The following is a 22,180-nucleotide window of genomic DNA, read 5'->3' as shown; positions in this document are numbered from 1 at the left end:
CCAGCTCGGCGCGGGTCGGCGGGCGGCCGCCGGGCCAGCGGGCGGCGTCCCAGCCGTGGCCGAGGAGCACCCGGTCGGCGGGGCGGTCGGCGGCGAACGCGCGGACCCGGTCGAGGGCCGCCTCCAGGGTCGGCGCGTCCGACAGGTCGAGCCCGGTCAGGGCGAGGCCGGTGGCCGTGGTGTGGACGTGGGCGTCGGTGAAGGCCGGGGTGACGAGGGCGCCGTCGAGGTCGATCACCTGGTCCACACCGTCGGCGAAGGCGTCGGCGGCGCCCTCGGAGCCGACCCAGGCGACCTGGCCGCGCTCCACGACCATCGCCGTGGCGAAGGGGTCGGCGGGGCTGTGGACCTCGCCCCGGCGCAGCAGGACGGTCTCGGGGTCGCTCGTGGGGTCGGCGCACTGGTCACTCATGTCCCACAGTCTCTCGCGAGCGCGCGGGAGGGCGGGAACCGGGGCGGACGGGACCGATGGGGCCTATGGGGCCACCGGGGGCCCGCCGGGGATCAGACCTTTGGTGGACGCGCCTCGTACGGCGTGGAGAGCACGACCGTGGTGCGGGTGGAGACCCCGGCCAGCGAGCGCAGCCGGGCGAGCAGCTCCTCCAGCTCGTGCGGGGTGGCCACGCGCACCTTGAGGATGTAGTTCTCGTCCCCGGCGACGCTGTGACAGGCCTCGATCTCGGGGACACCGGCGAGCCGGTCCGCGATGTCGTCCGGGGCGCTGGGGTCGAAGGGTTTGACCGAGATGAAGGCGGTCAGCGGCAGCCCGACGGCCTCGGGGTCGACGACGGCCGCATAGCCGCGGATGACGCCCCGCTGTTCGAGCCGGCGCACCCGCTGGTGCACGGCCGACGTGGACAGGCCCGTGGCCTTGCCCAGGTCTGTGTAGCTCATCCGCCCGTCCTTGACGAGCAGCTGCACGATCTGACGGTCCAGCTCCTCCATGTCGCAAGAACCTACAGGCCGCACGATCCTTTCCGGTACCCGAGCTGCGCAGGTCATGCGGGGTACGTTCACACCGCCATGTGACGAACACCACAGGATTCGTGCGCGCTGCGTGATGTTCTCACGATTACCGCCGAGAGTGGACGGGAAGTGCTTGCTGTGGTCGAGGCCGCAGTGCCTTCACGGCCCAGCCTTAGGGGGAGAATCCCATGCAGAGTGTCAAGCGCCCCGTCCGTTCCGCCGCCAGGCGGCAGCCGCGCGTCGTCGAGCCCGTGCCGGAGTACGTCGAACCGGACTTCGACGACGACGCCGAGAGCCTGGACGCCGAGGACACCTACGACACGTTCGAGATGTACCGGGTGATCTGCCCGGACTGCGCGCAGCCCATCGCGCTCCTCGCGGACGAGGAGATCCTGCCGGAGCACGCGCGGTGCGCCTCGCCGTGGAACCCGTTCGGCCTCACGGTCTGCGCGGGCACCGGCCGCACGGCGGCGGACGCCCGCCCGGCCGACGCGTCCGTCGCGCCGCAGGAGCAGGACACCGCCCTGCTGCTGACGCTCCCCCAGGGCCTGGACTGGCGCACGCAGCCCTTCTCGCACGTCGGCGGCCCGGGCTCGCGCCCGATGCGCGTACCGGCGATGCGCGACCAGGCCGCCTGAGCCCGCCTGAGCCCGCTTCCGACGAACGCCCCGCCCCCGGTGCGAGCCACACCGGGGGCGGGGCGTTGAGCCATACGGATGAGACGTGATCCCGTGTGGGTGAAGTGCCGTGCCGTACGGGTGAAACGCGGTGCCGCGCGGGTGACGCGGGACGGTGGGCGGCGGCCGACGCGAGTGAACTGACGCTCGAATTGGCGCGGGGGTGACCCCGGCGGGCGGGCCCGCGTTGGCCAGTCATGACCCCCATGCACACGGCCAACGGGCGTCAGCGCCGGCCCTTCGTCCCACGGCCCGCGGAACCGGCAGCGCCCCGGCCACCGCAGGACCCGCCCATCTACCTGGAGATGATGCGCGCCTGGGCCGACCGGGGCCGCACGTTGCCGGGCCGCGACGACCCGGAGTGGGTCGAACTGGCGGCCCCGCAGGTGATCAGGGGGCAGTTCAGCGAGCCTCCGGCCCCGCCACATGACGGGCGATGACCATCCGCTGGATCTGGTTGGTGCCCTCGACGATCTGGAGCACCTTGGCCTCGCGCATGTAGCGCTCGGCCGGGAAGTCGGCGGTGTAGCCGTAGCCGCCGAGGATCTGCACCGCGTCCGTGGTGACCCGCATGGCGGTGTCGGTGCAGTGCAGCTTGGCCATGGCGGCCTGCTTGGCGAACGGCAGTCCCGCGTCGCGCAGCCGGGCGGCGGCCAGGTAGAGCGCGCGGCCGGCCTCGATCTGGGTGGCCATGTCGGCGATCATGAAGCGCAGGCCCTGGAAGTCCGCGATGGCGTGGCCGAACTGCCTGCGCTCGATGGCGTATCCGACCGCCGCGTCCAGGGCGGCCTGGGCCACGCCGATGGCGCACGCGGCGATACCGAGGCGGCCCGAGTCCAGGGCCGACAGGGCGATGGAGAAGCCCTGACCCTCCTCGCCTATCCGCCGGTCGTCGGAGACCCTTACGCCGTCCAGGTGAACCTGGGCGGTGGGGCTGCCCTTGAGGCCCATCTTCTTCTCGGGCGCGGCCGCGCTCAGCCCCTCGGCGTCGCCGGGGACCAGGAAGGCGGTGATGCCGCGCGGGCCGTCCTCGCCGGTGCGGGCCATGACCGTGTAGAAGTCCGCGATACCGCCGTGGGTGATCCACGCCTTGGTGCCCGAGAGCACCCAGGAGTCGCCGTCCCGGACGGCCCGGGTACGCAGCGAGGCGGCGTCGGAGCCGGAGGCGGGCTCGGAGAGACAGTACGCGCCGAGCAGCCCGCCGCCGAGCATCGCGGGCAGATGCTCGACCTGCTGTTGCTTGGTGCCGTGGGTGGCAAGGGCGTACGAGGCGAGCGTGTGCACGCTGACGCCCAGGCCGACGGTGAGGCGGGCCGCGGCCAGCTCCTCCAGGACCTGGAGGTAGACCTCGTAGGGCTGCTCCCCTCCGCCGTACTCCGAGTCGTACGGCAGGCCCAGCAGGCCCGCCTCCGAGAGCAGGGTGAAGACCTCGCGCGGAAAGCGGGCGGCGTCCTCCTCCTCGGCCGCCTTCGGCGCGATCTCGCGCTGGGCGATCTCACGGACGAGCGCGAGCAGATCGCGGGCCTCTTCCGTGGGCAGTTGACGCTCCACCGGCTGCGGGTCGCGGTCGGACATGGCGTCGGTCTCCTCCCTGTCGGGCACACCGGCGGAGGTGCGCCTCGGGTCGGGCGGCTCCGCCTGATCGTTCCGGTTCGCCGATGGCCCGCTCCGGGTCTCGGAGGCGGCTGACCAGCGGCTGTGCCGTGAGTATGCCCGATCCGCGACCTCCCGTCACCAGTTAACGAGCGCTTACTTCAGGAAACCCGAAATGGGCCTGCGGCGCCTTGTCGATCTTGGGTGCGGGGGGCTGTTGGGGTGAAGCAGGGTGGGACGGGGGGGCGTCAGCCGGAGGTGGGGCCAGCCGTCCCGGCGGGGTCAGGTGTCCCGGCGGGGTCCCGGCGGGCCGGGGGCGGGGCCGGGCAGGAGGGGTCCAGCTCCTCGATCGCGCGCAAGGTGCCGCCGAGCGTCTTGACGAGCAGCTCGCACAGGGTGTCGCGGGTCAGCGCCGGGCGTTCGATCCAGTCGAGGGTGGCGCCCTCGACGCTGCACACCCAGGAGAACAGCCCACTGCGGGCGAGCGGCCCGACGCCGGTCCTGCCGTACGCGCCCTCGGCGATGGTGTCGACGATCGCCTCGCGCACCCCGTCCCGGATGGCGTGCACCTCCGCGTCGAAACCGACACCGCCGCTGACGATGGCGCGGTAGGCCGCCTGATGGTGCTCGGCGAACGTCAGATAACTGTCGAGCGTGCGGTGCAGCCGGTCCACGGCGGGCAGTTCGAGTCCGCTCGCGGCGTAGGTGACCAGGTCCGCGACGGAGTCCTGGATGATCGCGAGGTAGTAACCGCGCTTGGACCGGAAGTAGTAGTAGATGAGCCCCTTGGCCACATGCGCCTGCCGCGCGATGTCATCCATGGACAGCGCGTCGTAGGACCGGTCGGCGAACAGCCTGCGCCCGATGGCGATGAGCTCGGCCCTGCGCGCCGCGGACCGCTCGGTACCGCGCGCCGGCCGACCCGGTCCGACTGCCTGACTGAGGGCGACGGGCTGTTGACGCATATTCAATTCCGGCCCTGGTCTCTCCGGTCGGCGGGACACCCGCAGTATGGCAGAGGCGGCCATACGGGTGAGGGGGCGTGACGGAGTGGGCGGGGGCGTCGTACGGCCCCGGCCGCGCGGGGCGGCGCCGTAAGCCCGCCGGACCCCGCGCGAGCGCCCGTGCTCCGCCGAAGACCTCAACTGCCCTTGCACCAAAGGCAATCCGTCTCGGAAGAACTCACTACCGTGACCGAGTTGCGCGTCATAAGCTGACGAGCCTTCACCTTCCCCGCCCCACCAGCACCTCAGTCACCTGTCATACGGCTTTGGTGGACAGCTTGCTTCCCGACAGTGTCGCGGCACCGGCACGTTCCCCGAATACACCATCCGCTCCTCCTGTGTCGTTCGCAGGAGAGAACCCGGGCTGCTTCGCCGATGGCGGGGGTTTGTTCGGGTTACCGACCCATGCCCATTTCGACGTGATTGGATCCCACGTACCTCGTGCCCAGAAGATCTCGTACCACAGCGCTGTTCAGCAGCCTGCTCACCACCACTCTCGCCGCCGGTGTCCTCGGCGCTTCGCCGGTCCAGGCCGCGACCGGACCGGAAGTCGCCGGTAGCGACTACCAGTTCACCGCGCGCATCGACATCGGTGACGGCGACCGAGCGTGCTCGAGTGTCCTGATAGCGCCTCAGTGGCTGCTCACCGCCGCCGCGTGTTTCTCCGCCGACGCACTGCCGCCCGCCGGCGCACCGGCCAGTCCCACCACGGCCACGTTCGGCGACCTGGACGCGGCGCCCGCACTCAAGGTCCAGCGCAAGGTCGTGGAGCTGATTCCACGCACCGACCGTGATCTGACGCTGGCCCGGCTGGACAAGCCGGTCACCACCATCGCGCCGGTGCCGATCGCCACCGGGGCGCCCGCGGCGGGGAGCACCGTCACGATCGCGGGTTACGGCCGCACCAAGGACGAGTGGTCGCCGCTGAAGCTGCACACCAGCACCTTCACAGTCGGCGCCGTCGATGGCGCCGAGCTGCCAATGACCGGCAAGGACGGCGGCACGGTGTGCGCCGGTGACAGCGGCGGGCCCGTGCTCGCCACGGTCGCGGGCGTCACGAAGCTGATAGCTCTCAACTCGCGTTCATGGCAGGGAGGGTGCTGGGGCAGCGATCCGAACGAGACGCGTACGGACGCCCTGTCCACGCGTGTTGACGACATCGCCCATGGCAACACCCTCGCCGCGGGGACCGTACTCGGGTCGCAGGACAGCCTGGTCTCCAACTCGGCGCGTCTGACGATGCAGGCCAACGGTGATCTGGTCGTCATCTCCAACGCGGGCAAGACGCTCTGGTCCACCAAGACCGCCGGACACCCGGGCGCCACGGCCCGCTTCTCCGCCCAGGGCGACCTGACCGTCGTCGACAACGACGGTACGACGGTCCTCTGGCACGCCGGTGTGACCGTCCCCGGCGGCAAGGCCGTCCTGCAGGACCGCGGCAACTTCGTCGTCCACAACGCCGCTGGCGAGGCGCAGTGGGGCGCCGGTACGGAGATCCGGCACGACTACAACGGCGACGGGCGCAGCGACATGGCCGCCTGGTACGACTACAGCGACGGCCATGACGCCCTGCAGACCCTGACGGCCGCCGCCGACGGCACCGTCCAACAGCCGTTCCAGTCCTACGCCTCCGCGGTGGGCAGTTGGAACGCGGCGAACATGCAGTTCTCCACCGGTGACTTCAACGGTGACGGCCGCGGTGACATGGCCGCCCTGTACGGCTACAGCGACGGCTCGGTGAGGCTGTTCACCGCCCTCGGCAAGGCCGACGGCGGCTTCGAGGCCCCCTCCCCCTCCTGGTCGGCGGCTCCCGGCGGCTGGACGGCGCGGAACATGACGCTGCACAGCGGCGACTTCAACGGTGACGGCCGCGACGACCTCGCCGTCTGGTACGACTACGACGACGGCACCGACCGCCTGTTCACCTTCACGGCCACCACCACCGGTGGCTTCAACGCCCCCTTCCCGTCGTGGTCCAACACCAACAACGACTGGAACCGGGACAACATGAAGTTCGTGACCGGTGACTTCAACGGCGACGGCCGCGACGACATCGGCACGCTCTATCGCTTCGCCGACGGAAGCATCAAGATGTACAGCTTCCTGGCCAAGCCCGACGGCGGCTTCCAGGCTTCCATCGGCTCCTGGGGCAGCGCCACCTTCGGCGACTGGAACCGCACGCACGTCAACGCGGGCGACTTCAACGGCGACGGCCGTGACGACGTCGCCGCCTGGTACGACTACTCCGACGGTCACGACGCCATCCACATCCTGACCAGCAGCACCACCCTCGACGGACAGTTCAACACCCCCGCCCTCGCCTACGAGACAGCCGCTGGCAACTTCACCTACGCGGACATGCGTCTCGTGCCCGGTGACTTCAACGGCGACGGCCTGGACGACCTCGCGGGCATGTACGGGTACAGCGACGGCAAGGTGAAGATGTTCACCTGGACGTCCCGGCCCGACGGCAAGATCAACGGTTCCGCCCCCGGTTGGGCCAGCGCCACCACGACCGGCTGGGACATCAACCGCAGCACCTTCCTGCGCAGCGCCAACTGAGTCCACACGGGTCCTGACGCGGGCCGGCTTCGTAGGCTTCTCCGTCTACGAAGCCGGCCCGCACCTTTCGACCCACGCGGTCGGCGAACGCCGAACTGGTGCGACAGGCCCTGTCAGTTCGTGCCGACTTCCGGTGTCGCCGCTGGGAACGGCTCAGGGGGATGGCGCCAGTTCGCGTGACATCACCGCGTGTACGCGTGTGCGCAGCCAGCGGTGCATCTGGTCGTTCGCGTTGCGTGGATGCCAGGCCATGCCGATGTCGGCGGCCGGGAGGGTGAGCGGGATCGGGAATGTGGTCAGCTCCAGTGTTGCGGCGGCCCGGCGGCCGAGTGTGGCCGGGCACATGCACACCAGTCCCGCTCTGTGCGCCAGATGGAGCGACTCGGCGAAGGTGGGCACGACCGCGACCACACGCCTGCGCAGACCGAGTTCGGCGAGTTGTGCGTCGATGGGTCCGTACGCTCGGCCGCTTCGGGAGATGGCAACGTGGTCGGCCGCCGCGAACTGCTCCGGTGTCACTTGCGGCGATGCGCTCAGGGGATGGCTGCGATGTACCGCGGCGACGAAGACGTCCGACACCAGAGCCTCGACCTGGACTTCGCGTTCATGACGGCTGACGTCGCCGATTTCGAGGTCGACCAAGCCCTCCCGAAGAGCGGGGACCGCCTCGGTGCTTTCCGGGTGCAGCCGGACGGTGAGGCCCGGCGCGGAAACCCGTAGGTCTTCCAGCAGTGCGGGCGTGAAGGTCATGGACAGCGCGTCACTGATCTGGAGGTCGAAGGCCCGGACCGCGGTGGCGGGATCGATGTGTCGAGGAGGCTCGAACAGGGCCCTGGCGCGTGCGGCGATCGTCCGGACCTCGCTGCTCAGTTCCAGAGCCCGCGCGGTGGGGACGAGGTGCCGTCCGGCGCGGACGAAGAGCGGGTCGCCGAAGACACGTCGCAGCCGTCCGAGGGTTCTGCTCATCGCAGGCGCGGAGGTGTGCAGCCGTTCGGCCGCGCCAGTGACGCTGCCTTCGGCAAGCAGGGCGTCGAAGGCCCGGATCAGGTTCAGGTCGACGTTGTCCATCACCCGATTATCACACGCGACAATATTCGGGTATCAATCATGCACTTGTCGATATCCATGGCCGGTCCTAGCGTCTTTCTCGAGCACCCTGCCGACCATCCCGTGCGGCCGAAGTGGGTGCCAGAAATCCGACGGCGTCATCAGGAGGACAGCTCGTGCGCGTAATAGTGGCCGGAGGCGGAATCGTCGGTCTCACCACCGCGATCGCATTGCACAGGGCAGGCATCGACGCGGTGGTGTGCGAACAGGCTCCCGAGATCCGCGCGGCGGGTGCGGGGCTCGGGATATGGGCCAACGCCATGGCCGTCTTCGACGAGCTCGGCATCGGCGACCAGATCAGGACCATCGCCAAGCCGACCGAGATGTACTTCCGGGACCCGACCGGAAAGTCCATCGATCCGCCCGGCTTCTCCAAGGACGATCACCGCTACCTGCTGGCACAACGCCCGGAACTGAACGCGCTGCTCGCGAGGACGGTCGGTAGGGACAACCTCCGCCTGGGATCCCGCATCGCCGACTACGTCGAGAGCGACGCCGGGGTGACGGTCCGCTTCGAGGACGGACACACAGCCGACGCGGACCTCCTCGTGGGCGCCGACGGCGCGTACTCGGTCGTCCGGTCGCGACTGGTACCGGACAGTGACGCGATCGCACACGAGGGACACCACGCCTGGCGCTCGATCGTCACACCACCCGCAGGCGTCACTGTCGACGAAAGCGTCATCGTGCTGGGCGAGGAACGCACCCGGGGCGGATTCGTACCCACCGTCGACGGCACGGTGTACTGGCTGATCAACCAGTTCGGCTCGCCGACGCTCAAGGGCACACCCAAGGAGCAGGCGCTCGAGCGAGCCGAGTTCCTCGACACGACGGGCTGGAATCCCGTCCTGCCCGCACTCATCGAGTCGACCCCCGACGACACGATCTTGTACAACCAGATCATGCTCGTGCCCCCGCTGCCGCGCTGGGTGTCGAACCATGTGGCCCTCGTCGGAGACGCCGCGCACGCGCTGTCTCCGCACATCACCGCCGGCGCCTCCCTCGGAGTGGAAGACGCACTGCTGCTCGCCCGGCTACTCGCTTCGACGGCGCAAGTGCCCGCCGCGCTCGCCGCCTACCAGCGGGACCGGCTGCCGCACTACGCCAAGGTCAACGAGCTGTCCAAGCGGGTGGAGGACTCCACCACCCCGGAAGAGTTCGCCACGAACTACGTGGCCTTCAGCCACTGGATGATCACGCGATGAGCCCCTTCACGAATCTGTGACAGCAGCGACGTGACCCGGCACGCTTTCGGCGACCCATCGGTCAACGAACCCCGACCCCGGCGAGCGCGCGGTGCTGACTTGGTGCTGGGTCGGCCGGGAAGTACAGGTAGCAGACGCCCCCCGTACCGCTCCTGACCTTGCCGTTCGCGTCGTACCGCTTCGTCCGCAGCCAGATGTTCTCGAACTCCCGCCGTGCGTACACCCGCCGCACCGCGTCGTCGTTCACGGACGCCGGGTCGTTGGCGATGACGTCGCCCTCGGGGGTGAAGCCGATGACGGTCATGAGGTGGCCGGAGGTGCCGTAACCCGCGCCGGTGAGTTCGGTTTTGAGGAAGGACTGGGAGGTGATGGCGGGGATGCCGGCCGCGATCAGGGTTTCCAGGTCGGTGAGGGAGGTGAGGCGGGTGACCACGGACTGGAGGCCGGAGTAGGAGGCGGCGTAGGCGGCGTTGAAGGGCCAGTTGCCGCAGCCCTCGTACTGGTAGTCGTAGGTGGAGCGGGCCGCGTGGCAGACCTGGGGGTCGGTGTACGAGGGGTCGACCCAGGAGAGCTGTTCGGGGGTGGGGCGGGCGCCCCAGTACTCGATGATCATCTGCGAGGAGGTGGGGCTGCACCAGGCCTCGCCGCCGTTGTCGTACTGCGGGTACTGGCCCTTGTGGATCTCCTGCGAGTAGCGCGGGACGGCGAGTTCGCGGGTGAGGCCGGGGGTGGAGGCGGGGACGGTGAAGCGGTCGGGGATGTCCGAGCCCATCGCGCCCAGGCGGCGGACCGTGGGGGTCGTGTGGGTGCCGGGCTTGCGGTACAGGGTCAGGCGCAGGCGGTACGAGACCAGGCGCAGGCCCGTGCTCGCGTCGTCGATGGCGAAGGTGTCCGTCCAGACGGAGCTCTTGCCGTCGCTCTGGTCGTCCACGGAGGTGCGCCGGATGTCCTGGTCGCCGGAGGCCCAGCGGCCCATCACGTACCAGGGGGTCGCGGTGCCGTCGGAGTAGGTGCCGGTCAGCTCGGTCTGGAGCCAGGTGCCCTCGGGGGTGTGCGCGTTCCAGGAGGCGATGACCTCGGTGGCGGGCACGGACAGCCGGTGGACGGGCGAGGTCCAGGTGGCGTACTCCCAGGTGGCGGTGGTGCCGGTGTGCGGGTCGGTGTAGTCGGTACGGCCCGCGGGCGCGGCGATCACGATCCCGGGGCGCGATCCGGCGACGGCCCGGACTCCGTGCGCGGTGCCTTGTCGCCAGTCCGTGTACGAGGTCCAGGCGTGGTACTCGACGGGACGGCCGGAGGCCCCGCCGTGCCGTACGGCCGGGGCCGCGACGGCGGGAACGGCGGACACCGCTCCCGCGCTCACCGCGACGGCCACGGCCGCCCCGAGGACATGACGGCGGGAGGGCTGCTGGGCTCTGCTCATGGACGCGACTACCCCCAGGGAGTCCAGGTGCGAACAGGTACGGAACAGGTGCGGACGGCGCATGGCTTCGCGCCCACTATGCGCCCCCCGCCATGCCCCTGCCAGCACTTCCTCGCATGCCGCACGAGGAACATTGGTTCAACCAATGACACCGGTCGCCGGGACGGCGGAACGGCTGGTCAGGCGCTGCCCGCATCGGCCTTCCCGCGCCGCCCGCATCAACCCCGAGGGGGCCCGGGTACGTGCACCCGGGCCCCCTCGCGCGTGGAAACCTGCCGAACCCCCGGAGGGCCCGCTCAGATCAGGTCCATCGCCGCGACCTCGTCCGGGCGGCCGTAGCTGACCGGGCCCTGGAAGCGGCGGCGGGCCGTGGTGAACCACCAGACCGTGGCGATCAGGAGGACGGCCGCCAGGGCGATGGGGGCGTAGTTGAAGGAGTCGACGGTGATCGGGGACGCCTGCGGGAGCATGAAGAGGACGCTGCTCAGCAGGATCCAGACCACCGCGAGCCAGCCGATGGGGCGGCCCCAGCGGCCGAGGTGCCAGGGGCCGGGCTGGAACTCGTCGCCGAGCCGCAGCCGGAGGAAGATCGGCACCGCGTAGGCGAGGAACAGTCCGACCACGTTGACGCTGACGATGGCGGTGAAGGCCGTGTGCGACCACCAGCCGGGCACCACCAGGGCGACCGAGCAGGCGACGGCGAGCCAGACCGCCTTGACGGGCGTCCGGGTGCGCGGGGAGACGGAGTGCCACCAGCGGGAGCCGGGCATCGCGCCGTCGCGGGAGAAGGCGAAGATCTGCCGGGTGTTGCTGGTGAGGTTGGCGAGACCGCAGAAGAGCATCGCGCCGATGACGATGAGCAGCATCGCCTTCGCGGTGCCGAGTCCGAGACCGTCGATGAGAATCTGGACGGGAGGCGCGTCGGAGCCGGCCACCTTGGCGTAGTCGCTAATGCTGTAGACCAGTGCCAGCATCAGGATCAGGCCGGTGACGGCCGAATAGCCGATGGCCCGGGTGATCCCCTTCGGCGCGTTGACGGTGGCCTGAACCGTTTCCTCGGACATGTGGAAGCTGCCGTCGAACCCGGTGAACGTCCAGCTGGTGACGAGCAGACCCAACATGCCGCCGTAAAGGCCGTTGGTGAAGCCGGTGTTGTTCTCGAAATGCGTGACGAACGACGCCGACTGATGGTGATCGGGAACCACGATGAGTGCGGTCACGATCACCACGAGTCCGATCAGCAGCCACCACACGGAAATCCGGTTCAGCAGGGCGACGAGCTGGACGGTGTAGGTGTTGGCGAGCCCCTGGAGCACGATGATCAGGGCCGTGAGCAGCACGGTCTGGTGCGCGGTCGGCTCGTAGGACGGCCACTGGAGGGCGACGAACGCCTGGATGAAGGTGGCGGCCGCGTAGCCCGTGGCGGCGGTGCCGCCGATCTGACCGACGAAGTTCAGCCACCCGGTGAACCACGACCAGGCGCCCTTGTGCCGCTTGGCGAGCTTGCCCGCCGAGAAATACAGCGCGCCGCTCGTCGGATAGGCGGAGGCCACCTCCGCCATCGCGGCTCCGATGAACAGGACCATCACCGAGACGCCGATCCAGCCGAACACGAGAACACGGGGGCCACCCGCATTCATACCGAATCCGAAGGAGGAGAAAATACCCGAGAGGATATTGATGATGGTGAAGGAGATCGCGAAATTGTCGAACGCCTTGAAACGGCGCGTCAGTTTTCGCGGATAACCCATGGCGTGCAGCGTGGCGTCGTCGTCGAGGACGACCGGTTCCTCGTCCCCCCGGGACTTCTCCCGGGGCGTCGATATCCGTTCCGACACAGCTCGGCCTTTCTGTTGGGGGACAGAGCGGGTACGGGGTCAGGCGGGTCCGGGGACGGGCAGCCCGCACGCGCGCCGGGCCCGGGAGAGCTGCTCGGCGGGGTCGCCGAAGGCACTCCAGGGCATGCGCGAGGCGTACGGACCCATCGCCGCGAAGACCGCCCGGGCCTCGAACTCGCACTGGGCCATGACCAGTGCGTGTGCGAGGTAGGCCAGGTCGAGCACAGGGGTGAAGCGGTAACCGGCCACGGTAGGCAGCCAGTTGCGGTAGGCGGCCAGGGTGGTGGAGCGCCACTGGGGCTGCTCCCACACCCGGTCCGCGAGCAGTTGGGTGGGGTTGTAGCTCTCCACCAGGGCCACCAGGGGCAGCAGCCGCAGCGCGGAGTCGGCGGGCGCCCGCTGGCTGAGGAAGGCGGCGACGTCCCAGGCCGCGTTCACCGAGCCGCCGTGGCGCGTGAAGAAGAAGGAGAGGAAGCGGTGGTGGCCCTCGCGGTTCCAGGGGTCGAGGGACAGGACGTGCGAGAACAGCCGCCAGGGGCCGGGCGGCGAGGTGAGCAGGCCCTTCGGCGCGGGGTCGCGCAGCCGGTGCAGCCGGGCCATGGCGAGCTTGGCGACCCAGGGCGTGGGGTCGTCGGGAGCGAGGGCGGCGGCCCGGTCGCAGGCCGTGAGGGCGATGCGTTCCAGCGTCTCGGCGCGTTCGTCGCGCGCGTCGGCGGCCCGCATCGCGCGCTGTACGGCGACCCTGGCCCACATCAGCGTGGACTCGGGCGTGCCCTCCTCGGCGAGCCACTGCTCGACCAGGTCGGTGCCGGCCGCCTCGGAGGCGAGCACGAGGGAGCGGTGGGCACGCAGGCCGAAGTCGGAACGCGTCTCGGCCAGGGCCTCCTGGGCGTAGCGATAACGCCCGGCGCGCACATCGACGCAAACACTCGCCAGGACACGGTCGTCGGCCGCCGGATGCCATACATAGTGCCCTTCGAATAACTCCGCGGCCATGCTCTCCTGTCCGTCCGCATACGGCGCATCACAGTTGCGCAGGACGCACCTTACTCAGCCGCCGCCGCACCGGGAACGCCTAAATTCACAAATCGGTCGGCGGAATCGGAACGTAATAACCGCTCATTGACCGGAAGTCAGCCAGTGGTTCAAGGGGTGACGTTTCGATGCCCGCGCAAGTGCCCGCGCGAGTGCCCGCACCGGCCGCTACTAGACTGTTTCCGGAGAACTCCCCCACACCGCACCACACCTCGGGAATCGCCATTCAGCACCTCGCCGCCCGGCTGCGCGCCCTCCCCCCGTCCCTGGGCCCGGTCCGGCTGGTCGGCGTCGACGGGCACGCCGGTTCCGGGAAGTCCACCTTCGCCGCCCGCCTGGCGGCCGCGCTCGGCGGGGCACCCGTGCTGCACCTGGACGACTTCGCGAGCCACGACCACCTCTTCGACTGGACCGGCCGCTTCACGGAGCAGGTGATCACTCCGCTGGCGCGCGGCGAGAGCGCGCGGTACACGCCCTACGACTGGAATCTGCGCGCCTTCGGGCCGCCCCGCCCGCTGCCGCCCGCGCCGGTGGTCCTGGTGGAGGGGGTCGGCGCGGGGCGCCGGGAGCTGCGCCCGCGGCTGGCGCTGCTGCTGTGGATGGAGTTGCCCGCGCCGGAGGCGTGGGCGCGCGGGCGGCGGCGGGACGGCGAGGAGCAGCGGGAGTTCTGGGACGGCTGGACGGCGGCGGAGCGCGCGCACTTCGCGGACGACCCCTCGCGCCCCCGTGCGGATCTTCTAGTGCGGCAGGCGCGGGAGGGGTACGAGGTGCTGCCGGGGCCCGCGATGACCGATGGACCGGACTAAGATGTCACTCACCGTGAGGGACCATCGGCAGTGTGGTGAACTTGTGAAGACGGGCGCCGATCAACTTTCACGAGCGCCCCAACTCCGCTTGACCGAGGGCCCGTACAGGTCTTACGTTCTCAATGTGCGGCTCCCCGGAGTCGCCCCGCTGACACGAAGCCCCCGGTCGTTCCCCCGTGACTGGGGGCTTCGTTCTGCCCTGACGCCGTCTCCGGACCCCTCTCGCGGCCCCGAATTCTCACTCTCGGTCACCGCACGGTGTGCGCCCCGTATGCTCCCACCTCGCGGAACGGCCCCTGTCACACCCTTCGGCACCTGGTGGTCCCACGGGTACGATGCCCTCGGTGCGACCTTCGAGCTGCTGCCTCGCGCACCTGCAACTCCGTTCCGCGGCACAGCGGTTCGACCGCGGCGACTGTCGGGCGCCTGCCCGGTGGTGACCATCGGGGGCACGGTTCGTGGGGGGATGATGGACTTCGGCACGCGGGGCTCCGAGGCCCCGGCCGACCTCGCCTGGACGCGGGGCGTGGACGCCTACACGATGGGCGCCTACCCGCAGGCGGAGGAGGAGTTCCGCGCCGCGGTGCGGATGGACCCGGGGATGGCCGACGCCTGGCTCGGCCTGCACGCGCTGCGCGTCGACACGACGACCGCGCTGCTGCGGATGTTCCGGCACCGCGACCGCTTCGGGGAGCAGCGCGCCCGGCACCGCCGCGCCCTCAACTCCTGGTACTGGCTGGGCTGGTGGGTGCAACCGGTGCTGGAGAGCCCGCGCGATCTGCTGCTCGCGCACGCCTCGCACTGGCTGGACGGCCGCCATGTGCCGGAGCTGGACCGGGCCCTCGCCGGACTGCCCCCGGTGGACACCGACCCGCAGGTCCGCTTCCTGCACGCGTGCCGCTCCTATCTGGTCAAGGACTGGGACCAGTTGACGCGGCACACCGACCCGCTGCTCGACGACTCGCTGCTCGGCATCGAGGCCGGGCTGTTCGGCGGCATGGCCCGGGTGCGCCTGGAGATGTACGGACAGGCCGAGCCGCTGCTCTCGGCGGCCCTGATGCGCTGCCGCAGCGAACAGCCCCAGCGCAAGGAGCTGCGCTACTGGCTGGCCCGCGCCCACGAGGGCACAGGGCGCAGCGCCGCCGCCCTGCCGCTGTACCGGGCGGTGCACCGGGTCGACCCGGCCTTCATGGACACCTCGGCCCGCCTCGCGGCCATCGCCGAGGGCGACGGGTACGACGACCCGGGCGACTTCGCCACGATCACGCTGGCCGGTGCCGGTCAGGACGCCATGGACGGCCCGGACACCCTCGACCCGCTCTTCGGCACCGAGGGCCGCGATCTGCGGCTGCCCGAACCGGACCTGCCGACCGGCCCCCTGCCCTCCGTACCGGACCGCGCGGTCCGCGTGAAGAGCGGTACGTCCGCCTCCGCGCCGCTGCCCACCGGGCCCACCGACCCCGCCTTACTGGAGGAGGCGCTGGCCGAGCTGGAGCGCATGGTCGGCCTCGAACCGGTCAAGCGCCAGGTGAAGGCGCTCTCCGCACAGCTCAACATGGCGCGGCTGCGGGCCGGACAGGGCCTCCCGGTCCAGCCGCCGAAACGACACTTCGTCTTCTCCGGCCCCTCGGGCACCGGCAAGACCACCGTCGCCCGCATCCTGGGCCGCGTCTTCTACGCCCTCGGCCTGCTCGGCGGCGACCACCTGGTGGAGGCCCAGCGCGCCGACCTGGTCGGCGAGTACCTGGGCCAGACCGCCGTGAAGGCCAACGAGCTGATCGACTCCGCCATCGGCGGCGTGCTGTTCGTGGACGAGGCGTACGCGCTCTCCAACTCCGGGTACGGCAAGGGCGACGCGTACGGCGACGAGGCGCTGCAGGTGCTGCTCAAGCGGGCCGAGGACAACCGGGACCATCTGGTGGTGATCCTGGCCGGCTATCCGGAGGGCATGGACCGGCTGCTGGCCGCCAACCCCGGGCTGTCCTCCCGCTTCACGACCCGGGTGGACTTCCCGTCGTACCGCCCCGGCGAACTCACCGAGATCGGCCGGGTGCTGGCGGCGGAGAACGGCGACCGGTGGGACGACGAGGCGGTGGAGGAGCTGCGGTCCATCGCCGGGCACGTGGTGGACCAGGGGTGGATCGACGAGCTGGGCAACGGCCGGTTCCTGCGCACGCTGTACGAGAAGAGCTGCGCCTACCGGGACCTGCGGCTCTCGGTGTACCCGGGCGTGCTGTCCCGGGACGATCTCGCCACGCTGCGGCTGCCCGATCTGATGCAGGCGTACGGGGAGGTGCTGTCGGGGCGGGGACCGCAGGACCCGTCGGCGACGTGACGACGGGCCCCGCGGCCTGCGCATGACCCCGGTCAGGCCGTCAGGGCCTGCTCCGGCTCACCGCTCGGCCTCGGCGCCGAGACCTCCGCGCCGGACCGCTCCGGCCTCGACGACTCGTGCGGCGACGGCGCGGGGTGCGGATGGGCCGGGTCGCGGACCTCGCCCACCAGCAGTTCGAGCGCGTCCTCCAGAGCGACCAGACCCAGCACTCGCCCGGAGGCGTCGGCCACCTGGGCCAGATGGGTGGCCGCCCGGCGCATCACGCCGAGCGCGTCGTCCAGCGGGAGTTCCGCGCGGAGCGTGGCCATGGGCCGCCAGACGTGCTGGGGCACCGCGCGGTCGGAGTCCTCCAGGTCGAGTACGTCCTTGACGTGGACGTACCCCATGAAGGCGCCCTTGGCCGAGGCGGACACCGGGAAGCGGGAGTAGCCGGTGCGCGCCGTCAGCTCCACGATCTCCGCCGGGGTCACCGAGGGCTCCACGGTGACCAGGGACTCCCGCCTGAGGAGGACGTCGGTGACCGGGCGGGAGCCCAGCTCCAGCGCGTCCTCCAGGCGCTCCTGCTCCTCGGGGTCGAGCAGTCCGGCCTGGCCGGAGTCCTCAAGGAGGCGGTTGAGCTGCTCGCTGGTGACGACGGCCTCGACCTCGTCCTTGGGCTCGACGCGGAAGAGCCGCAGGATGCCCTGGGCGCAGGCGCCGAGAGCCACCGTGACCGGCCGGCAGAGCCGGGCGAAGTACACCAGGCCCGGACCGAGCCAGATCGCGGCCTTCTCCGGAGCGGCCATGGCGAGGTTCTTCGGCACCATCTCGCCGATGACCAGGTGGAAGAAGACCACCGCGGCGAGCGCGATGGCATAGCCCAGCGGATGGATCATGCCCTCGGGCAGGTGGACCGCCTCGAACAGCGGCTCCAGGAGATGGGCCACGGTCGGCTCGGCCACCGCGCCGAGGGTCAGCGAGCAGACGGTGATGCCGAACTGCGCCGCCGCCATCATCTGCGGCAGCCGCTCAAGACCGTGCAGGACCTGGCGGGCCCGCGCGGTGCCGAGCGGTTCGATCTGGCTGCGGCGGACGGAGACGAGCGCGAACTCGGCGCCGACGAAGAAGCCGTTGGCGAGCACGAGCAGCGCCGCGAAGAAGAGTTGCAGGACGCTCATCGCACGGTCTCCTTCACCGCGGCCACCGGGGCCGTACGGATCACGCGGACCCGCTCGGCGCGGTAGTGGCGGACCTGGCGCACCGAGAGCCGCCAGCCGGGCAGTTCGGCCCGGTCACCGGGCGCGGGGATACGGCCGAGCAGGTCGGCGACCAGACCGGCAACGGTCTCGTACGGCCCCTCGGGGGCTTCGAGGCCGATGCGCCGGAGCACGTCGACCCGGCAGCCGCCGTCCACGTCCCAGGCGGGGCGGCCGTCCTCGGGCGGGGCGGCGACGAGTTCGGGCACGTCCTGGCGGTCGTGCTCGTCGCGGACCTCGCCGACGAGTTCCTCGACGATGTCCTCCAGGGTGACCACGCCCGCCGTGCCGCCGTACTCGTCGACGACGACCGCGATGGGCTGCTCGCTGCGCAGCCGGGTCAGCAGCGGGCGCACCGGCAGGGTCTCCGGGACGAGGAGTGCCTTGCGGGCGATGCGGGCGACCGGGGTGCGCAGGCGCTCGTGCGCCGGGACCGCCAGGGCGTCCTTGAGGTGGACCATGCCGACCACGTCGTCGATCTTCTCCCGGTAGACGGGGAAGCGGGACAGGCCGGTGGCCCGGGTCAGATTGACCACGTCCTCGGCGGTGGCCGAGTCCTCAAGGGCGCTGACCTTCACGCGCGGGGTCATGACGTGCTGTGCGGTCAGCTCGCCCAGGGAGAGCGTGCGCACGAACAGGTCGGCGGTGTCCTGCTCCAGGGCACCCGCCTGTGCGGAGTGCCGGGCCAGGGAGACCAGTTCGCCGGGGGTGCGGGCGGAGGCCAGCTCCTCGGCGGGCTCGACGCCGAGCGCGCGCACCAACTTGTTCGCGACCGTGTTCAGCACGGCGATGACCGGGCGGAACAGGCGCGCGAAGCGGTGCTGCGGGCCCGCGACGAAGCGTGCCACCTGGAGCGGCTTGGACACCGCCCAGTTCTTGGGCACGAGTTCGCCGATCACCATCTGGACCGCGGAGGCGAGCAGCATGCCGACGATGACGGCGATGCCGGAGGCCACGCCCTCGGGGACGCCGAGCGCGCCCACGGGGCCGTCCAGCAGGTCGGCCAGGGCCGGTTCGGCGAGCATGCCGACGACCAGGGAGGTGATGGTGATGCCGAGCTGGGTGCCGGAGAGCTGGAAGGACAGCTCCTTGAGCGACTCCACGACCCGGTGGGCACGCTTGTCGCCGTCGGCGGCCGCCTTCTCGGCGTCGGGCCGCTCGACCGTGACGAGGCCGAATTCGGCCGCCACGAAGAAGCCGTTGGCGAGGATGAGCAGGAGGGCCGCCGCGAGAAGCAGCAGAGAGGTGGTCATGATGCCGCCGCCTCGCCATGTACGCGGAACGGGTCCGCGGTATGTCGGCAGGGGGCGGCGCAGGTACTACAGGACGATCCGTCCATCGCCGGAGAGGGTCACTCCTCGGATAGCAGGGAAACCTCCGTGCGCGCCGGGCGTGGCACGACGGAGGCGGAGGCGCCATGGGGACGCCTCCGCCAACAGATTAGTCAAGACAGGGGCCGGTGCGGCAGGGGCGGCGGCCCCGAACCGTCCCCGAGCGGACCCCGACCCGGCCCTGACCTCGGGCCGGACCACTGTCGGGGCTCAGCCCTGAGAGAGCTCGGGATCGCGCGGCGCGCGCTGCTCCACCAGAGTGCGCAGGGCCCGCGCGTCGGCGATGGCCCGCTGCTTGGCGACGCCGGGCTGGATGCCGAGCGCGGGCAGGCTGGTGCCGTCGGTGAGGTTCAGGAACACCCAGGGGTCGCCCTGGCGCAGGTTGACCTGGACGATCTCCGCCCAGTCGAGCCTGCGGCGGCTCGCGATGTTGACGACGGTCACACCGGATTCGTCGGCCACGACCTTCACCCGCGCGAGCAGGGCCAGCACCCAGAAGATGAGGGCGCCGGTGACGACGAAGGTGAGCCGCTCCCCCGGGCCGAGCTTCTCCAGGAGCAGCCCGACCCCGGAGATGACCACGAAGATCGTGACTCCGGCGGTGAGCAGGATGGCCCGGGTGCGGCCCGGCCGGAAGGTGACCGGGAGGGCGGGCGGGGTGTCGGACATCCGGGGCGTGTCCCTCACAGGCGGCAGGCGTGGATGGCGGTGGTGAGGATGGCGCGGGCGCCGATCTCGTAGAGGTCGTCCATGATGCGCTGGGCGTCCTTGGTGGGGACCATGGCGCGGACGGCGACCCAGCCCTCGTTGTGCAGCGGGGAGACCGTCGGGGACTCCAGGCCGGGCGTGAGCGCGACGGCCTTCTCCAGCTGCTCGACGCGGCAGTCGTAGTCCATCATCACGTACGTGCGGGCGACCAGGACGCCCTGGAGGCGGCGCAGGAACTGCTGGACCTTGGGCTCCGCGGCCTCGTCGGTGGCCGCGCCGGTGCGGCGGATCACGATGGCCTCGGAGGTCATGATCGGGTCGCCGAACACCTCCAGACCCGCGTTGCGCAGGGAGGTGCCGGTCTCCACGACGTCCGCGATGACCTCGGCGACGCCCAGTTCGATGGCGGTCTCCACGGCGCCGTCGAGGTGGACGACGGAGGCGTCCACACCGCGGTCGGCGAGGTGGCCCGCGACGATGCCCTCGTAGGAGGTGGCGACGGTACGGCCCTTGAGGTCCTCGACGCCGTCGGCGGTGCCGGGCTTGGCGGCGAAGCGGAAGGTGGAGCGGGCGAAGCCGAGCGGCAGGATCTCCTCGGCGTCCGCGCCGGAGTCGATCAGCAGGTCGCGTCCGGTGATGCCGATGTCGAGGCGGCCGGAGGAGACGTAGAGCGCGATGTCGCGGGGGCGGAGGTAGAAGAACTCGACCTCGTTCACCGGGTCGACGACGCGCAGTTCCTTGGACTCGCGGCGCTGCCGGTAGCCGGCCTCATGCAGCATCTCCCCCGCAGGTCCGGACAGGGAACCCTTGTTGGGGAGAGCGATGCGCAGCATGAGGTTTCGGCTTCCTTCGTGTGACGGGGGTGGTGCGGTGGAACGGGCGGAACGGGTGGAGTCGCGGAGGGCGGTTCAGAGATGGGCGTACACGTCGTCCAGCGAGATGCCTCGGGCGACCATCATCACCTGGACGTGGTACAGCAGCTGGGAGATCTCCTCGGCGGCCGCTTCCTTGCCCTCGTACTCGGCGGCCATCCAGACCTCGGCGGCCTCCTCGACGACCTTCTTGCCGATGGCATGGACGCCCTTGCCGACCAGTTCGGCGGTGCGGGAGGTGGCGGGGTCGCCGGTGGCTGCCTTGTGCTGGAGCTCGGTGAACAGCTCCTCGAACGTCTTCTTGGACATGGTGGTCTCCACCCTACGCGCTCCGGGGGTGCCTCAGTGCCAGGGTTCGGACACCGAGCGCAGCGTGGCCGCGGTCGCGACGGCGGCGGTGACCGCCTCGTGGCCCTTGTCCTCGTGGGAGCCCTCGATACCGGCCCGGTCCAGGGCCTGCTCCTCGTTGTCGCAGGTCAGCACGCCGAAGCCGACGGGGACACCGGTCTCCACCGAGACCTGGGTGAGGCCCTGGGCGACGCCCTGGCACACATAGTCGAAGTGGGGGGTGCCACCTCGGATGACGACGCCGAGGGCGACGATCGCGTCGTAGCCGCGGCCCGCGAGGATCTTGGCGGCCACGGGCAGTTCGAAGCTGCCGGGGACGCGGATGACCGTCGGCTCGTCGATCCCCAGCTCGTGCAGGGCGCGCGTGGCGCCGTTCAGCAGGCCGTCCATCACCTTGTCGTGCCACTGCGCCGCGATGACGGCGACCCTGAGGTCGCTCACGTTGCGTACGGACAGCTCCGGTGCACCCTTGCCGCTCACGTCTCTCCTAAGTGCTTTTCGCTTACTGGTCGCCGCAGGTGGACACGGTGGGGGTGTCCAGCCAGGGCAGGTCGTGGCCCATCCGGTCGCGCTTGGTGCGCAGATACCGGAGGTTGTGCTCACCGGCGCGGACGGGCATCGCCTCGCGGTCGGTGACCTTCAGGCCGTGGCGTTCCAACGCCTCGGTCTTGTCGGGGTTGTTGGTCATCAGGCGGACGCTGCGCACACCGAGGTCGGCGAGGATGCGGGCACCCGCGCCGTAGTCGCGGGCGTCGGCGGGCAGGCCGAGTTCGAGGTTGGCGTCCAGGGTGTCGCGGCCGCGCTCCTGGAGTTCGTAGGCGCGCAGCTTGGACAGCAGGCCGATGCCGCGTCCCTCGTGGCCGCGCAGATAGACGACGGCACCCCGGCCCTCGGCCTGGATGCGCTCCAGGGCGGCGTCGAGCTGGGGGCCGCAGTCGCAGCGCAGGGAGCCGAAGACGTCTCCGGTGAGGCATTCGGAGTGGACGCGGACCAATACGTCCTCGCCGTCGCCGAGTTCGCCGTGGACGAGGGCGACGTGCTCGACGCCGTCGGCGGCCCGGTAGCCGTAGGCGGTGAAGGTGCCGTGGCGGGTGGGCAGTCGGGTCTCGGCCTCGCGGCGGACGGCGGGCTCGGC

The 22,180-nt window shown here is 70.8% G+C and carries 20 protein-coding genes; 5 read left to right on the top strand and 15 right to left on the bottom strand.

Annotated elements, in window-relative coordinates; all coding sequences use genetic code 11:
- Together GTW40_RS02775 and GTW40_RS02770 are read right to left on the bottom strand one after the other, a co-directional pair.
- Positions 1-412: amidohydrolase family protein (locus GTW40_RS02775; RefSeq protein ID WP_161178541.1), on the bottom strand; the 412-nt coding region annotated here is incomplete at its 3' end.
- Between the two features lie 92 nt (positions 413-504).
- Entirely contained in the window at positions 505-945 is a 441-nt protein-coding gene (locus GTW40_RS02770; protein ID WP_053661693.1) for an Lrp/AsnC family transcriptional regulator, read from the bottom strand.
- A 209-nt stretch (positions 946-1,154) separates the two neighbouring features.
- Between GTW40_RS02770 and GTW40_RS02765 the strand changes: the two genes are divergently transcribed.
- The gene (locus GTW40_RS02765; RefSeq protein ID WP_161178540.1) at positions 1,155-1,604 is read left to right on the top strand and encodes a hypothetical protein; all 450 of its coding nucleotides are present in this window, start codon (positions 1,155-1,157) and stop codon (positions 1,602-1,604) included.
- Between the two features lie 441 nt (positions 1,605-2,045).
- Here GTW40_RS02765 and GTW40_RS02760 read toward each other — a convergent pair whose 3' ends face one another.
- Both GTW40_RS02760 and GTW40_RS02755 read right to left on the bottom strand, forming a co-directional pair.
- The gene (locus GTW40_RS02760) at positions 2,046-3,218 is read right to left on the bottom strand and encodes an acyl-CoA dehydrogenase (RefSeq protein ID WP_161178539.1); all 1,173 of its coding nucleotides are present in this window, start codon (positions 3,216-3,218) and stop codon (positions 2,046-2,048) included.
- Positions 3,219-3,484: 266 nt separating this feature from the next.
- Positions 3,485-4,201, bottom strand: a complete 717-nt coding sequence (locus tag GTW40_RS02755; RefSeq protein WP_161178538.1) for a TetR/AcrR family transcriptional regulator — start codon at positions 4,199-4,201, stop codon at positions 3,485-3,487.
- A gap of 480 nt (positions 4,202-4,681) precedes the next feature.
- On the opposite strand from GTW40_RS02755, the gene GTW40_RS02750 reads away from it, so the two are divergent.
- Positions 4,682-6,802 (top strand): FG-GAP-like repeat-containing protein, encoded by a 2,121-nt coding sequence (locus tag GTW40_RS02750; RefSeq protein WP_161178537.1) that lies wholly within the window; start codon positions 4,682-4,684, stop codon positions 6,800-6,802.
- 153 nt (positions 6,803-6,955) lie between these two features.
- On the opposite strand, the gene GTW40_RS02745 is transcribed toward GTW40_RS02750, so the two are convergent.
- The gene (locus GTW40_RS02745; protein ID WP_161178536.1) at positions 6,956-7,870 is read right to left on the bottom strand and encodes a LysR family transcriptional regulator; all 915 of its coding nucleotides are present in this window, start codon (positions 7,868-7,870) and stop codon (positions 6,956-6,958) included.
- A gap of 155 nt (positions 7,871-8,025) precedes the next feature.
- Here GTW40_RS02745 and GTW40_RS02740 point away from each other — a divergent pair, with 155 nt between their 5' ends.
- Entirely contained in the window at positions 8,026-9,114 is a 1,089-nt protein-coding gene (locus GTW40_RS02740; protein ID WP_161178535.1) for an FAD-dependent monooxygenase, read from the top strand.
- A gap of 61 nt (positions 9,115-9,175) precedes the next feature.
- Here the strand turns inward: GTW40_RS02740 and GTW40_RS02735 are convergent, their stop codons facing one another.
- The 3 genes from GTW40_RS02735 to GTW40_RS02725 form a co-directional block, all read right to left on the bottom strand.
- A complete protein-coding gene (locus GTW40_RS02735; protein ID WP_161178534.1) occupies positions 9,176-10,537 on the bottom strand; it encodes a peptidase C39 family protein in 1,362 nt (453 codons plus the stop codon).
- Between the two features lie 296 nt (positions 10,538-10,833).
- Positions 10,834-12,375, bottom strand: a complete 1,542-nt coding sequence (locus GTW40_RS02730) for an amino acid permease (protein ID WP_161178533.1) — start codon at positions 12,373-12,375, stop codon at positions 10,834-10,836.
- Between the two features lie 39 nt (positions 12,376-12,414).
- Entirely contained in the window at positions 12,415-13,371 is a 957-nt protein-coding gene (locus tag GTW40_RS02725; RefSeq protein WP_161178532.1) for a hypothetical protein, read from the bottom strand.
- A 263-nt stretch (positions 13,372-13,634) separates the two neighbouring features.
- Between GTW40_RS02725 and GTW40_RS02720 the strand changes: the two genes are divergently transcribed.
- Positions 13,635-14,216 (top strand): hypothetical protein, encoded by a 582-nt coding sequence (locus tag GTW40_RS02720; RefSeq protein WP_161178543.1) that lies wholly within the window; start codon positions 13,635-13,637, stop codon positions 14,214-14,216.
- A 469-nt stretch (positions 14,217-14,685) separates the two neighbouring features.
- On the top strand, positions 14,686-16,551 hold the full coding sequence (locus tag GTW40_RS02715; protein ID WP_161178542.1) for an AAA family ATPase: 1,866 nt from the start codon (positions 14,686-14,688) through the stop codon (positions 16,549-16,551).
- Positions 16,552-16,583: 32 nt separating this feature from the next.
- Here the strand turns inward: GTW40_RS02715 and GTW40_RS02710 are convergent, their stop codons facing one another.
- The 7 genes from GTW40_RS02710 to ribA form a co-directional block, all read right to left on the bottom strand.
- Positions 16,584-17,708, bottom strand: coding sequence for a hemolysin family protein (locus GTW40_RS02710; RefSeq protein ID WP_161178531.1), 1,125 nt, complete (start codon positions 17,706-17,708; stop codon positions 16,584-16,586).
- On the bottom strand, positions 17,705-19,039 hold the full coding sequence (locus GTW40_RS02705) for a hemolysin family protein (RefSeq protein WP_161178530.1): 1,335 nt from the start codon (positions 19,037-19,039) through the stop codon (positions 17,705-17,707). The genes GTW40_RS02710 and GTW40_RS02705 overlap by 4 nt, the downstream gene beginning before the upstream one ends.
- Before the next feature lie 288 nt (positions 19,040-19,327).
- A complete protein-coding gene (locus GTW40_RS02700; RefSeq protein ID WP_161178529.1) occupies positions 19,328-19,786 on the bottom strand; it encodes a PH domain-containing protein in 459 nt (152 codons plus the stop codon).
- A gap of 14 nt (positions 19,787-19,800) precedes the next feature.
- The gene (gene hisG / locus GTW40_RS02695) at positions 19,801-20,658 is read right to left on the bottom strand and encodes an ATP phosphoribosyltransferase (protein WP_161178528.1); all 858 of its coding nucleotides are present in this window, start codon (positions 20,656-20,658) and stop codon (positions 19,801-19,803) included.
- 75 nt (positions 20,659-20,733) lie between these two features.
- Positions 20,734-21,006, bottom strand: a complete 273-nt coding sequence (locus GTW40_RS02690; protein ID WP_026249121.1) for a phosphoribosyl-ATP diphosphatase — start codon at positions 21,004-21,006, stop codon at positions 20,734-20,736.
- 33 nt (positions 21,007-21,039) lie between these two features.
- Complete coding sequence (gene ribH / locus GTW40_RS02685; protein ID WP_161178527.1) at positions 21,040-21,525, bottom strand: 6,7-dimethyl-8-ribityllumazine synthase; 486 nt, start codon at positions 21,523-21,525, stop codon at positions 21,040-21,042.
- Between the two features lie 22 nt (positions 21,526-21,547).
- A partial coding sequence (gene ribA / locus GTW40_RS02680; RefSeq protein WP_161178526.1) for a GTP cyclohydrolase II occupies positions 21,548-22,180 on the bottom strand: 633 nt, incomplete at its 5' end.

Origin of the sequence: Streptomyces sp. SID4985 (genome assembly GCF_009863025.1) — a bacterium.
In the GTDB taxonomy this organism is placed as follows: domain Bacteria; phylum Actinomycetota; class Actinomycetes; order Streptomycetales; family Streptomycetaceae; genus Streptomyces.
The sequence above is the reverse complement of the archived record's forward strand: the minus strand, read 5'-3'. Positions and strand labels throughout refer to the sequence as shown.